General features: G+C 75.3%; 9 protein-coding genes. 5 read left to right on the top strand and 4 right to left on the bottom strand.

Annotated features, from left to right (window positions below):
• Positions 1–3,818, bottom strand: a 3,818-nt coding sequence (locus ACFWXO_RS04645) for a tetratricopeptide repeat protein (RefSeq protein ID WP_380522195.1), incomplete at its 3' end; no start/stop codon positions are given.
• 104 nt (positions 3,819–3,922) lie between these two features.
• Positions 3,923–5,080, bottom strand: a complete 1,158-nt coding sequence (locus ACFWXO_RS04640; RefSeq protein WP_380522338.1) for an SOS response-associated peptidase family protein — start codon at positions 5,078–5,080, stop codon at positions 3,923–3,925.
• A 135-nt stretch (positions 5,081–5,215) separates the two neighbouring features.
• Between ACFWXO_RS04640 and ACFWXO_RS04635 the strand changes: the two genes are divergently transcribed.
• A complete protein-coding gene (locus ACFWXO_RS04635; RefSeq protein WP_380522337.1) occupies positions 5,216–6,385 on the top strand; it encodes an MFS transporter in 1,170 nt (389 codons plus the stop codon).
• Between the two features lie 125 nt (positions 6,386–6,510).
• The gene (locus tag ACFWXO_RS04630) at positions 6,511–7,743 is read left to right on the top strand and encodes a saccharopine dehydrogenase family protein (RefSeq protein WP_380522193.1); all 1,233 of its coding nucleotides are present in this window, start codon (positions 6,511–6,513) and stop codon (positions 7,741–7,743) included.
• A gap of 106 nt (positions 7,744–7,849) precedes the next feature.
• On the opposite strand, the gene ACFWXO_RS04625 is transcribed toward ACFWXO_RS04630, so the two are convergent.
• Positions 7,850–8,416, bottom strand: a complete 567-nt coding sequence (locus ACFWXO_RS04625; RefSeq protein WP_380522191.1) for a rhodanese-like domain-containing protein — start codon at positions 8,414–8,416, stop codon at positions 7,850–7,852.
• 80 nt (positions 8,417–8,496) lie between these two features.
• Complete coding sequence (locus tag ACFWXO_RS04620; RefSeq protein ID WP_380522189.1) at positions 8,497–9,246, bottom strand: sulfite exporter TauE/SafE family protein; 750 nt, start codon at positions 9,244–9,246, stop codon at positions 8,497–8,499.
• 497 nt (positions 9,247–9,743) lie between these two features.
• Between ACFWXO_RS04620 and ACFWXO_RS04615 the strand changes: the two genes are divergently transcribed.
• The 3 genes from ACFWXO_RS04615 (at position 9,744) to ACFWXO_RS04605 (ending at position 14,130) form a co-directional block, all read left to right on the top strand.
• Positions 9,744–11,129: a rhodanese-like domain-containing protein gene (locus tag ACFWXO_RS04615; RefSeq protein WP_380522187.1), complete on the top strand. Its 1,386-nt coding sequence runs from the start codon at positions 9,744–9,746 to the stop codon at positions 11,127–11,129.
• 249 nt (positions 11,130–11,378) lie between these two features.
• A complete protein-coding gene (locus ACFWXO_RS04610; RefSeq protein WP_380522185.1) occupies positions 11,379–11,546 on the top strand; it encodes a hydrophobic protein in 168 nt (55 codons plus the stop codon).
• Positions 11,547–11,892: 346 nt separating this feature from the next.
• A complete protein-coding gene (locus ACFWXO_RS04605; protein WP_380522183.1) occupies positions 11,893–14,130 on the top strand; it encodes a catalase in 2,238 nt (745 codons plus the stop codon).
• Positions 14,131–14,260: the final 130 nt, after the last annotated feature.

The raw sequence follows: 14,260 nt of genomic DNA, 5'->3' as shown, positions 1-14,260 counted from the left end.
CGGGGGGCGGGCGGCGGGGCCGGAGTTGCGGGCCCGGGGCGGGGGGCGCGGGGGGCCCGGGGCCCCGCGCACGCCGCCGGGGCGCGGCGGTGGGCGCCGGCCCGGGAGTACGAGCGGGCCAGCTCCCGGCGCAGCTCCAGGGTGTGCGGGTGGTCCGGGCCGTGGACCCGGGTGAGGTCCGCCACCAGCGAGGTGAACTCGGCGATGGCGCTGGGGTGTTCGTCGGATCCCCGCCAGGCCGAGGCCCGCTCGCGCCGGCACCGGACGGTGGTGGGGTGGTCCGGGCCCAGGACCCGGACGAGGTCGGCGGCGAGCGTCTCGAACAGCCGGGCCGCCCGTGGGTGGTCGCCGGCCTCGTGGCAGCTGAGGGCCTGCCCGATGCGGATGTTGAGGGTGTCCGGGTGCTCGGGCCCGAGGACCCGGTCGCAGTCGGCGACCAGCGCCTCGAACAGCGGTACGGCGCTTTGCGGGTCGTTGGCGGTCTGGCAGGCGGACGCGCGGGTGTAACGGGCCAGCAGCGTGTCGGGGTGGTCGGCGCCCTGGACGCGGGTGCGGTGCTCGACCAGGGCGGCGAACAGCCGGTCGGCCCGGCGATGGGAGCCCGCGTTCTGGTGCGCGGTCGCCAGCCAGTGGCGGGCGGTCAGGGCCTCCGGGTGGTCGGCGCCCTGGAGCCTGGTCCGGTCCCGCACCAGGGACTCGGCAAGCTCGACCGCCCGGCGGTGGTCCCTGGTGTTCAGGTGGAGCGCGAGACAGCTGACCCGGGCGTCGATGCTGTCCGGGTGCTCCGGCCCGAGGATCCGGACGTGGTCGGCCACCAGGGCCTCGTACACCTCCAGGGCGCGGCGGTGGTCGCCCAGGGACTGGTGGCTGTGGCCCAGCCAGAAGCGGGTGTTCAGGACGTCGGAGTGGTCCGGGCCCTGGATGCGGACGCGGTCGGCCAGCAGCGCCTCGTACTGGGCCAGGGCCTCGCGGTGCCGGCCGAGGTTGCGGTGGGTGGTGGCCAGCCAGAAGCGGGTGTTGAGCACGGCGGGGTGGTCGGGGCCCTGGAGCCTGGTCCGGTCGGCCAGCAGCAGCCGGAACAGGGTCAGCGCCCTGCGGTAGTCGCAGGCGTTGGAGCGGATCGAGGCCTGCCACCACCGGGTGGTGAGCACGTCCGGATGGTCGGGGCCGACGGTCCGTTGCCGGTCGGCGACCAGGCGGTCGCACTCCTCGGCCGCCCGTCGGCGCTGTCCGGCCTCGTCGAGGGAGCGGGCCAGCCGCAGCCGGGCGTCGAAGGTCTCGAAGTGCTCCGCGCCGTGCACCCGTTGCCGGTCGGCGACGAGCCGCTCGCGCAGGGCGAGCGCCGCGCGCGGGTGGCCGGCGGCGTTCAGCGCCCGGGCGAGGCCCGAGCGCTCGTCCAGGGTGTCGGGGTGGTCGGGGCCCTGGATCCTGACCCGGTCGGCCACCAGGCGTTCCAGCTCCTCGACCTCCAGCTCGGGCCGGCCGGCGACCCGCAGCGCGTAGCCGAGGAAGCTGCGCTCCTCCAGGGTGTCCGGGTGGTTCTCGCCCTGGACGCGGGCGCGGTGGCGGACCAGCGCCCGGTGCTGCTCGACCGAGCGGTCGGGCGTGCCCGCCTCCCGGTGGGCGCGGGCGAGGCCGCTGCGCGCGTTCAGGGTGTGCGGGTGGTCCGGGCCGAGCACCCGGGTGTACGCGGGCACCAGGTCCTCGAAGTCGGCCACGGCGACGGCGGCGAGGCCGGACTTGCGGTGCACCGAGGCCAGGCGCTTGCGCGCGAACAGCGTCTGGGGGTGCTCCCGGCCCTGCACCCGGGCGCGGTCCGCGACGAGCGCCTCGTAGCCGGCCGCCGCCGCGAGGTGGTCGCCCGCGTCGGAGTGGGCGGCGGCGAGCCAGCCGCGGCTGTTCAGGGTGTCGGGGTGGTCGGGGCCGAGCAGTCGGGTGCGGTCGGCGACCACCTGCTCGTACCCGGCGATGGCCAGGTCGTAGTGTCCGGCCGCGAGCCGGGCGAAGGCGAGGCCGCTGCGCCGGGTCGACACGATCCGGTGGCCCGGTCCCCGCATCCGCGTCGCGTCCGCCACCAGCTGTTCGTACTCGGCGATCGACTCCCGGTGCCGTCCCGCCATCTGGAGGGCGTACGCGAGGCTCGCCCGGCTGTGCATGGTGTGGGCGTGGTCCGCCCCCAGCACCCGCGCCCGCTCGGCGACGACGGCGCGGAACTCCGCGACGGAGAGTTCGTGCTGACCGGCCCGGCGGTGGCTCTCGGCGAGGCTGTGCCGGTCGGTGAGGGTGGCCGGGTGGTCCGCGCCCTGGAGGCGGGTGCGCCGGGCGACCACGTCCAGGCAGAGTGCGACGGCACGGGCCGGGTCGCCGGTCTTGGCCTGGAGCCGGCCGAGCCGCCCCTGGGTGGTGAGGGTGTCCGGGTGGTCCGCGCCGAGCAGCCGCCGCTGCCCGTCCGCCACCGCCTCGACCAGCCGTACGGCGTACACCCGCTGGGCCCGGTCGGTGAGTTCGGCCGCCGCCAGCTGGTACAGGGCGACGGTGCCGGCCGTCGGCCGGTCGGACGGGCCGCTGTCGGCCAGTTCCCGGACGTGCGGCAGCAAGGCGCGGCGCAGGCCGGGGCCGCCCGTGGGCCAGAGCCGGGCGGCGGCCGCCGCGAGGTGGTGCTCGGCGCGCTGCCGGAAGGTGCGGTCGCCGTCGGCCCCGCGCAGTACGGCCTGGAGCAGCCGGTGGACGGCGACGGTCTCGCCGAGGGTGATCAGGTGGTAGTCGGCGAGCAGCCGCAGCGCCCGGTCGACCTCCTCGGGCCGGCGGGAGCCGTACGGGGTGAGCACCTCGCGCGGCAGCGCCTCGGGGGCGTACCAGGCGAGGGTGCGCAGCAGCTCGACGGCGAACGGCGCGGTGTGCTGGACGGTGCGCAGCGTGGTCCGCCAGAGCCGGGCCACGGTGGACTCGGCGCCCGGCCCCACCGGGCCGGTGGCGCGCAGGAGTTCGCGGTAGGCGGCGAAGGTGGTGCCGGTCTGCTGGACGTAGGCGCCGGCCTGGGCGAGGGCGATCGGCAGGTGGCCGAGTTCGTCGGCCAGCGCCCGGGCCTCGTCCTGCTCGGCGGCGTCCAGGGTGTCGCCGGTGTAGGCCGTGGCGCACAGCAGCCGGGCGGCCTCGGGGGCGTCGAGGACGTCGACGCGCACCGGCCGGATCCCGGGGTGCCAGCCGCTCGCGCGCCGGCTGGTGACCAACTGGTGGCCGCGGCCGAGGAGTCGGCCGACGTACGGGGTCAGGTGGGCCGGGTCCTCGGCGTTGTCGTAGACGAGCAGCCAGCGGTCGTGGGCGCGCAGCCAGGCGATGGCCCACTCGACCTGCTGGCCGGGCGGGGCGGTGAGCGCCCAGGAGGGGTGGAGGTGGACGGCGAGCCCGGCGAAGGCCTCGGCGAGCTGGCCCTCGGACTCGGCGGTGATCCACCAGATCAGCCGGTAGTCCCCGGCCCGGGCGTAGGCGTGGTGCAGGGCCAGGCTGGTCTTCCCGACGCCGCCGAGGCCGTGCAGGGTGGTGGCCTGGGTGACCAGTCCGCCGCCGTCCGCGTGCCCGAGGGCGTCGGCGACGGCGCGCAACTCGCCCTCCCGGCCGATGAGTCGGCCGGCGGCCCGGGGCGGGAGGTTGGGGGTCGCGGTGGTGGCCCGGACGGTCAGCGCGGCCCGGGCGGCCTCGGGCGGGAGGACGGCGACGTGCGGGTCGCCGCCGCCGGCGAACGGTGAGCCGGGGCGGCGGCGCTGCTCGTAGGGCTCCGGGCCGGGCATGCCGTGCTCGGGACGCCCGTGTGCCGTCATGGACATCAACACTGCGCCGCCCTCGCCCCCGTGCCCTGCTGCTCTGCCCGCCTACCGTAGTGCAGGCCGGACGCGCTGTCAGCGGAACCTGGGCGGGCGGTCCGTCAGTCGGCGAGCCCCAGCGGGTCCGGGGCGGCGGCGAGCAGCTCGGGGCCGTTGTTGCGGACGCTGTTGACGACGGGTGGGACGGCGCGCACCCGCAGCGCGCCGTCGGCGGGGCGGCGCAGCAGGTGGTGGAGTTCGGCCGGGTCGGTGCGGTCGGGCGAGAGCCAGGCGGGGACGTCGTCGGGGGCGACGGTGAGCGGCATCCGGTCGTGCACCCGCCCGGCCGAGTCGGTGGCGTCGGTGGTGACGACCGTGGCGGTGGCGAGCCAGGCGAGCGGGTCGTCCTCGGCGCGGGCGGGGTCGCGCCAGAACTCGTACAGGCCGGCCATCAGCATGGTGGCGCCGGTGCTGAGGAAGTACGGCTGCTTGTACTTCTTGCGGTCGGCGGTGGCGGGCACCTCGCGCCACTCGTAGTAGCCGTCGGGGCCGTGCCCCGGGGTGTGGCCGAAGGTGCGGCGGTGGACGTCGATGAACGCGCTGGCGGAGGACCAGCCGCAGCGGTGGGCGACGGCGGTGACCGGCTGCCCCTCGGCGAGCAGCACCAGGGCGTGGTGCAGCCGTAGTTGGGTGCGCCACTGGGGGAAGGTCATGCCGAGGTCGGCGCGGAACAGCCGGGACAGCGTCCGGTCGCTGGCGCCGACGGCCCGGCCGAGTTCGGCGAGGGTGCGGTGGTCGGCCGGGTCGGCGTGCAGCAGCGCGCACAGGGCCCGGAGCAGCGGCGCGGAGGGGGTGGGCAGGTGCAGCGGCTGCTGGGGGGAGGCGCGCAGCTGGTCGAGCAGGACGGCGCGCAGCCGGGAGCGTTCGGGGCCGTCCTGGGCCGGGGCGCGGGTGTAGGCGACGATCAGTTCACGCAGCAGCGGGCCGACGGCGAGGACGGTGGGCCGGTCGAGGCCGAGCGGGTTCTCGGTGGCGGGCAGGCCGACGAGGTGGAGTTCGAGTTCGCCGTGCGCCTGGTGGGCGTGCACGGTGCCGGCCGGGATCCAGAGCGCGCGGGTGCTCGGGGCGACCCAGGATCCGGCGTCGGTGGTGATGGCGACCACGCCGCGGGCGGCGTAGGCGATCTGGTGGTCGTCGTGGCGGTGGGCGTCGATCCCGGTGCCGGGGGCGAGCAGCTCGGCCCGGGTGGGGGCGACGGGATCGTGGCGGATTTCCGGCATCACCTGGCAGATTATCGGAAGTCCGACAGGAGGTTCCGGTTCCAGCATGTCCGGGTGAGCACTCCAAGGACCCCAGTGACAGCGACGGCGACGACAACGACACCGACGAAGCGGGCGGCCGGACCGACGGGAGGGCTGTCGGGGCGGACCTCGATCACCCTGCTCTCCGTCGGGCACTCCTGCGTGGACGTCTACCAGGGCGCGGTGGCGGCCCTGGTCCCCTTCCTGGTCGCCGAGCGCGGCTACGGCTACGCCGCCGTCTCCGGCGTGGTGCTGGCCGCCTCGCTGCTCTCCTCGGTGGCCCAGCCGCTGTTCGGGGCACTGACCGACCGGTGGCCGCTGCCCTGGCTGCTGCCGGTCAGCACCCTGGTCGGCGGCGCGGGCATCGCGCTCTGCGGACTGGCTGACGCGTACGGGCCGACGCTCGCCTGGGTGGCGCTCTCCGGCGTCGGGGTGGCCGCGTACCACCCGGAGTCGGCCCGGGTGGCGCGGGCGGTGGCCCGGGGGTCCGGGCACCGGGGGATGGCCTGGTTCTCGCTGGGCGGCAACCTGGGCTTCGCGGCGGCCCCGCTGCTGGTCGCGGGCGTGGTCGGCCTCGGCGGGCTGCGGCTGAGCCCGCTGCTCCTGCTGCCGGCCCTGGCGGGGGCGCTGCTGTGCCTGCCGGTGCTGCGGGAGCTGGCCCGGCAGCGGGCCGCCGGGGCGGGCCCGGTGGAGCGGACCGGCCGGGACGACCGGGCCGCCTTCGTCCGGCTGTCGCTGGCCGTGGTCTGCCGCTCGATCGCTTTCACCGGGCTGAGCACCTTCCTGTCGCTGTACGCCACCCAGCGCCTCGGCGGCGGTTCGGCGGCGGGCACGGCGGCGCTGGTGGTGCTGTACGCGGGCGGCGCGGTGGGCTCGGTGCTGGGCGGGGCACTGGCCGAGCGGTGGGGGCGGGTCGCCGTGTCGCGCCGGTCGTACCTGGTGGCGGCGGTGGCGGTCGCCGGGGTGCTGGTGGTACCCGGCCCCGCGCTGTACGGGTGCGTGGCGCTGACCTCGGCGGGCCTGTACGTGCCGTTCTCGCTCCAGGTCACGCTGGGGCAGGACTACCTGCCCTCGCGGATCGGCACGGCGAGCGGGATCACCCTCGGGCTGACGGTGAGCATCGGCGGGCTGGCCAGCCCGCTGATCGGCGGCCTCGCGGACGCGACCTCGCTGCGGACGGCGCTGGTGCCGCTGGTGGCGATGCCGCTGCTGAGCTGGGCGCTGTTCCGCACCCTGCCGGAGCCCGTCCTGCCGGAGCCCACCGGGCCGGAGGCCGGTTCCTGACGGCCGTGCCCTGACGGTCGCGTCCCGGCGGGCGGTGGCCGGGCCGGGCCCGTATCCACGCAGCTTTCGTTCACAGTCACAACGTTCGTAGATGATACGTTCGTAATGGACGCGATAGTTCAGCGATGGAAGGGACGACCGACATGAAGGTGCTCGCCCTCGGCGGAGCCGGTGCGATGGGCCGCGTCGCCGCCCGGGTCACTGCTCGGCTCCCCGGCGTCCGGGAACTGGTGATCGCCGACCGCGACCCGGACGCCGCCCGCCGCACCGCCGCCGGGCTCGCCGACCACGCCTCGGGCGCGGGCGTGACCGTCCGGGCCCGGCGGGTCGACGTCACCGACCGGGCCGAACTGGACACCGCCCTCGACGGGGCGGACGCGGTGCTCAACACCGTCGGGCCGTACTACCGCTTCGGACTCGACGTGCTGCGCGCCGCGATCCGCACCGGGACGGACTACCTCGACATCTGCGACGACTGGGAACCCACCGTCGCCATGCTGGAGTTGGACCAGGAGGCGCGCGCCGCCGGAGTCCGCGCGGTGATCGGCATGGGCGCCAGCCCCGGCGTCAGCAACCTGCTCGCCGTCCGGGCCGCCGCCCTCCTCGACACCCTCACCGACCTCCATACCGCCTGGCCCGTCGACGTCGGCCCCGATTCCGTCACCGGCCCCGATTCGGGCGACACCCCGCTGCTGAGCCGCGACGGCTCCCCGGCGGCCGCCGCCGTGCACTGGATGCAGCAGATCAGCGGCACCGTCGCCGTCGTACGCGGCGGGCGGCTCACCCGGCGGCCACCGCTCGAACAGATCGCGCTCGACCTGCCCGGCGGCCACCGGGGTACCGCGTACACCGTCGGACACCCGGAGCCGGTCACCCTGCACCGCACCCTCCGGCCCGGCGGCGACGCGGCCAGCCTGATGGTGGTCAGGGCGGGCACCGCCGCCTACCTGGACGTGCTGCGCCGCGACCTCGACGCGGGGCGGCTCAGCAACGAGACCGCCGCCCTCGCCCTGGACCGGCCCTCGCTGCGCCGCATGCTGCGGGCGGGCGCCCGGACGGTCCGCTTCGGCGCCCCGGGCAGCCTGCCCGGCTTCTTCGCCGCCGCGACCGGGACGGTGGACGGCCGCCGGGCGAGCGCCCTGGTCCGGTTGACCGGCGCGGACGCGCTGCTGGCCGACATGGCCGAGGGTACCGGCGTCCCGGCCGCGCTCGGGCTGGCCCAGCTGCTGGACGGCACGGTGCGCACACCGGGCGTCCACCCGCCGGAGACGGCCGTCGACGCGGAGCGGTTCTTCGCGGACCTGGCGCGGTACCGGCCCGGGGTGGGCGTGGTGGTGCAGCTGGGCGCCTGCGCCTGACGACGAGGCCCCCCGCCCCGGGGGGTGGGCAGGGGACCCCGGGCCGGCGGATCGGCGGGCCCTGGCAGGCCCCGGTGGGCGCGGCCGCACCCGCCGGGGCAGGGGCTCAGCCGCCGAGCGCGGCGAGCGTGTCGTCGAGGGTCGGCGTGCCCGGGCGGGGGCGGTTGTACGGGAGCCTGCCCAGCGCCGTCCCCAGCGCGCAGCTGTCGGTCAGCGCGGACAGGACCAGCCCACCGCCGACCGCGGCGGAGATCCAGCGGGCGCCCGGCCGGGCCCGGTCGGCCAGCAGGCCGAGCAGCACGATCGAGCCGGCCACCAGCCGGACCTGACGGTCCATCGCCCACACCGGGCGGGCGCCGGCCACCCGCTCGACGGGGCGGCCCGCGTCCGTCCAGGCGTTGGTGCCGCCGGTGACGACGAGAGCGGTGATCCCGGCTTCGTCGAGCCGCGCGCAGGCGTTCAGGGCCCGCTGCCCGGCCGCGCAGACGACGGCGAGTTGGGACCGTGCGGCCGCGCTGCGCAGGGCGGGCAGCGCGTGGTCGAGCCGGTCGAGCGGGATGTTCAGGGCGCCCGGGATGTGTCCGGCGGCGTACTCGCCGGGGGAGCGGACGTCGATGAGGGTGAGCCGGCCGAGGCGCGGCTCCAACTGGTCGACGGTGAGCGGGGTGGTCATGGGGAAGCGGTGTCCTCTCGGGACGGGAGGGGTGGGGGGACCGGCACGCCCGGGGGAGGCGGCCGGGGCGGGAGGGCCGGTCACGTCAGCGTGGTGACCAGCATCAGGGCGGCGACGCCGAGCAGGGCGATCGCGAAGGCCCGCTGGAGGGCGCGTCCGCTGAGCTTGTCGGCGAGCCGCTTGCCGTCCCAGGCGCCGAGGATCGCGGCACCGGTGAAGGGCGCGGCGACGGCCCAGTCGATCGAGCCGGCGGCGCCGAGGCGGGGGAGCAGGGCGGCGAGGGAGTTGGCGGTGATCACCAGCAGGCTGGTGCCGACCGCCTCGGCCATGGTGAAGGCGAGCACCGAGACCAGCGCGGGGACGGCGAGGAAGCCGCCGCCGACGCCGAGCAGTCCGGTGACGGCGCCGAGGCCGGCACCCGCCGCGGTCGAGCGGCCCGGCCCGGCGGCGGAACGTTCCTGCCGGTCGGTCCTGGCCGGCAGCAGCATCCGCCACGCGGCCAGCGCGGCCAGCACCGCGAAGGCGCCGGTCAGCAGCGCGCCCGGCAGACGGGCCGAGAGCGCCCCGCCCGCCGCGGCGGCGGGCAGCCCGGCGGCGGCGAACAGCGCACCGGTGCGCCAGCGCACCCGTCCGGCCCGGGCGTGGGCGAGCAGGCCGGTCAGCGAGGTCGCGGCGACGATCACCAGGCTCGCCGTGGTGGCCAGCGCGGGGGAGAAGCCGAGCAGGTAGACCAGGGCGGGCACGGCCAGCATGCTGCCGCCGCCACCGAGGCCGCCGAGGGCCAGCCCGACCACCGCGCCGGCGGCCAGCGCCAGCAGGAGCGTGGTCATATCACGTGCCCCGTAGCGCCGTTGGGCTCGGCGGTCGGCAGGCCGGCCCGGGCGGGCGCGGACCGCGCGGGGGCGCTCGGCCCGGGGGTGGGCAGGCCGGGGGCGGACGGGCCGGCGGTGGGCGGGCCAGGGGTGGGCGGCAGCTGGGGCACGGGCTTCTCCAGTGGTGCGGGCCGGGCCGCGGTGGTCCGGCGGGTCGGGGGTGCCGCGGTCGCACGGTGCCGCCGCCCGGTGCGGGCGGTGGCGGTGGTGCGCGAGGTGGTGCGGGTCTCTCGTCGGCTCGGCCGGGCCCGGGCGATGATGCCCGGGGAGGCGGCGGGCCGGTTCCCCCGTCGACGCCCACCATAGTACCCCCGGGGGTATTATCGAAATCCTTCGGCGATACCCCCGTCCGTATTCGGCCATGGCGGCCGTATGCTGGTAGAAATACCGAGGGGGGTATCTGAGAAACCCGCGCCCGCACCGTGGCGCCCGGCGTCGCCCAGGAGGAAAACCCCATGTACTTCGCCCAGTTCTACCTCGACTGCCTCTCCCAGGCCTCGTACCTGATCGCCGACGAGCGCACCGGCCGCGCCGTCGTCGTCGACCCGCGCCGTGACGTGGAGGAGTACGTCGCCGACGCCGAGGCCCACGGCTTCACCGTCGAGGCCGTCATCAACACCCACTTCCACGCCGACTTCCTGGCCGGCCACCTCGAACTGGCCGCCCGCACCGGCGCCTGGATCGGCTACGGGCAGCGGGCCGAGACCGAGTACCCGATCCGCAAGCTCGCCGACGGCGAGCGGATCGAACTGGGCGACGTCGCCCTGCAGATCATGGAGACCCCCGGCCACACGCCCGAGTCGATCAGCATCCTGGTCTTCGAGCAGCCCGACGACGCCGTCCCGTACGGGGTGCTCACCGGCGACGCGCTGTTCATCGGCGACGTCGGCCGGCCCGACCTGCTCGCCTCGGTCGGCGTCACCGCCGAGGAGCTCGGCGCGATGCTCTACGACAGCGTCCACCGCAAGCTGATGGGCCTGCCCGACGAGACCCTGGTCTTCCCCGCCCACGGCGCCGGCTCGGCCTGCGGCAAGAACCTCTCCAGCGAGAAGCGCTCCACCATCGGCACCCAGCGCCGCACCAACTACGCCTGCCGGCCCATGGACCAGGACACCTTCGTCCGCATCGTCACCGCCGGCCAGTCCACCGCCCCCGCCTACTTCGGCCACGACGCCGCCCTCAACCGCCAGGACCACCCCCTGCTCGACCCCGGCACCGCAGCCCGCCCGCTGTGCCCCGAAGGCCTCAAGGAGGCCCGCACCGCCGGTGCCGTCGTCCTCGATGCCCGCAGCCCCCAGGACTTCGGCGCGGGACACGTCCGCGGCGCCGTCAACGTCCCCATCGACGGCCGCTTCGCCGAACAGGCCGGCACCGTCCTCACCCCCGACAGCGACATCGCGATCATCGCCCCGCAGGACCGCGAGAACGAGGTCATCACCCGCCTCGCCCGCATCGGCTTCGACCGCATCGCCGGCTACCTGCGCAACCCCGACAACGCCCTACCCGCCCTCGCCGACCACCTCACCCCCGCCAGCCGCCTCACCGCCGACCAGCTCCGCACCGCCCTCACCACCGACCAGCCCCCCACCGTCCTGGACGTCCGCACCTGCGGCGAACGCGAAACCGGCGCCATCGAAGGATCCCTCCACATCCCCCTGACCGAACTCCCCACCCGCCTCGCCGAGATCCCCACCGACCACCCCCTCGTCATCCACTGCGCCAGCGGCCACCGCTCCTCCATCGCCGCCAGCCTCCTGCGCCACCACGGCCACCCCGACGTTTCCGACCTCCTCGGCGGCTACACCGCCTGGCACACCACCACCCACCCCACCCAGCCCTGAACCCAGCCGCCGCGGAGGGGCCGCCCAGGCTTCTGAGGTCACTTCGTCGGAGGTCACGATGGTGTCGCTCGGGTGCGAGACGGGGAACGTCCATGGTTCGCGCGCTCGGTCACGGTGGCATCTGGAGGGGAGGAGGGAGCGGTGCGACAGAGGACGACGGATCGGTTCCAGGACCCGGCTTGATTCGGGTCGAATCGGGCAGGCGCGATGTCCGGAACATCCAGCCAACCGTGAGAAGGGCCGACTCCCATGCTTCTCCTCGTCCTCGTCCTGCTGCTCGCACTGATCCTGGGCGGCGCCGGCTTCGCGATCCACATTCTGTGGTGGATCGCCCTGGCCGTTCTCGTCGTCTGGGTTCTCGGCTTCGTCTTCACGGGCGGCGGAGCCGCCGGTGGTCGCCGGTGGTACCGATGGTGACCGGCCTCCACGCGTACCCCGATCCGACCGTGAGCGGCTCCGGAAGGTCTGGCCTGGATGCCCTTGGATCGTCGCTCCGCCGTGAACGCCGGGCGTACGAGCCGGACAGTGAGCAGCCGATCGGCGGCTACCTCGCCGTCATGGTCGGCTACCTGGGCTGCGTCGGAGTGCTCACGGCCTCCGCCCGACGGGCGAGACGGCCGCTGAGGCGTCGCGGCTTCGGGCGCGACGGCGCGCGTCGCCAGCACTCGCCCGCAACGGAGATCCCGCGCTGGTCCGGCCGACCTCTGGTGCCTGGGGTGCGCTCGCGGCGGTCCGGCACCGACACCAGGACGGAGAACACGAGATGAGCACCGATCCCGCAACCCCTCAGAACCCCGACCCCGCGCATTCGCCCCTGGTCACGGAGACCCCGGCTCCAGAACCACCCGCCGAGCCCGAGCACGAGCCGGATTCCCCGCTCGTCACCGAGACTCCCGAACGCCAGCGGTCCGAGGAGCCGGAGCGCGACGAAAAGGACTGCGCGCTGGACGTCGTCCGCGCGGTGGACCCGGACGGCCCGCTCACCACCGATCAGGGGGTGGGTGTCGACGACACCGACAACTCCCTCACCGTCGCCGACCGGGGACCCACCCTGCTGGAGGACTTCCAGCTGCGGGAGAAACTCACCCACTTCGACCACGAGCGCATCCCCGAGCGGGTGGTGCACGCACGCGGCGCGGGAGCGTACGGCTTCTTCGAACCGTACGCGTCGCTGGCAGAGTCCACCTGCGCCGACTTCCTCCAGGAACCCGGCCGCCGCACGCCGGTCTTCGTACGCTTCTCGACGGTGCAGGGCCCGCGCGGGTCCGCCGACACGGTGCGGGACGTCCGCGGCTTCGCCACCAAGTTCTACACCAGGCACGGCAATTACGACCTCGTGGGCAACAACATGCCGGTCTTCTTCATCCAGGACGCGGCCAAGTTCCCCGACTTCGTCCACGCGGTGAAACCCGAGCCGGCGGACGAGATCCCCACCGGCGCCTCCGCCCACGACACCTTCTGGGACTTCTGTTCACTCCAGCCCGAGAGCACCCACATGCTGATGTGGGTGATGTCCGACCGGGCCATTCCCCGCAGCTACCGGATGATGCAGGGCTTCGGCGTGCACACCTTCCGCCTCGTCGACGCCGGGGGCCGGGGCACCTTCGTGAAGTTCCACTGGACGCCGAAGCTCGGCACCTACTCCCAGGTCTGGGACGAGGCCCAGCTCACCGCCGGACGCGATCCCGACTTCCACCGCCGCGACCTGTGGGAGGCGATCGCGGCCGGCGACTTCCCCGAGTACGAACTCGGCGTCCAACTCATTCCGGAGGAGGACGAGTTCGCCTTCCCCTTCGACCTGCTGGACCCGACCAAGCTGGTCCCGGAGGAACTCGTCCCGGTGCGCCCGGTCGGGCGGATGGTCCTGGACCGCAACCCGCAGAACTTCTTCGCCGAGACCGAGCAGGTGGCCTTCCACACCGCCAACGTCGTCCCGGGCATCGACTTCACCAACGACCCGCTGCTCCAGGGCCGCAACTTCTCGTACCTGGACACCCAGCTGATCCGCCTGGGCGGCCCCAACTTCACCCAGCTGCCGGTCAACCGCCCGCTTGCCGACGTGCGCACCAACCACCGCGACGGCTACGGCCAGCAGGTCGTCCACGACGGAACCAGCTACACCCCGAACTCCGTGGGCGGCGGCTGCCCCTTCACGATGGGCGGCGGCCGCTTGCCCGAGGGGGTGTTCGAGCACTACCAGGAGCGGATCGACGGCGCGGCCGTGCGCCGCCGCAGTCCCAGCTTCGCCGACCACTACAGCCAGGCCGCTCTGTTCTGGCACAGCATGAGCGACTGGGAACAGCAGCACATCACCGCCGCCTTCGCCTTCGAACTCGGCAAGCTGGGCAGCGACGAGGTCCGCCGCCGCATGGTCGGCAACCTGGTGCACGTGGACGGAGGGCTGGCCGCTGAGGTCGCCCGGCGGATCGGCGAGCCCGAACCCGAGGCCGAGCCCGCAGACAGGGCGACGGCATCGGCCGGTAGCGGTACGGCCGGGCCTCGGACTTCCCCCGCGCTGAGCCTGGAGAACCTGCGCGGTTCCGGCATCCGCACCCGCAAGGTCGCCGTACTGGCGGCTCCGGGCGTGGACGGGGAACAGATCCGTTCCGCCCATGAGCAGTTGGGTGCCCGGGGCGCCGTGGTGGAGACACTGGCCGCGCACGGCGGCCACGTGCTCGCGCACGACGGCGCCCGGGTGCCGGTGGACCGGCCGCTGCCGACCGTCGCCTCGGTCCTGTACGACGCGCTGGTGGTCCCCGACTTCGGCGACCTGGCCCGTCACGTCGATCCGGACGCGGTCCGGTTCCTCGCCGAGACGCTGCGCCACGGCAAGCCCGTCGCGCTGCTGGGATCCGGCGTCGAGCTGTCCCGCATGGCCGGCCTCGACCTTCCGAACGCGACGGCGGGTGTAGCGGTCCGCGGTGCCGACGAGGCAACCGGGCCGGCGTTCTGGGGGGACTTCGCCCGCCTCGTCGAGCAGCATCGTTTCCCACAGCGCTGACTCTGCGCAACCGCGTCCGGTGGGTGGCCTGGGGGGGGGGCCCCCCCCCCGCGCGGGGGAGGGAGTGGGGTCAGCGACGCGGGGGGGCAGTCGCCCCCCCCCCCCGCGCCCCCCCCGCGGCCGCGCGCGA

The organism is Kitasatospora sp. NPDC059088, assembly GCF_042738155.1.
Taxonomy (GTDB): Bacteria; Actinomycetota; Actinomycetes; order Streptomycetales; family Streptomycetaceae; genus Kitasatospora.
The sequence above is the reverse complement of the archived record's forward strand: the minus strand, read 5'-3'. Positions and strand labels throughout refer to the sequence as shown.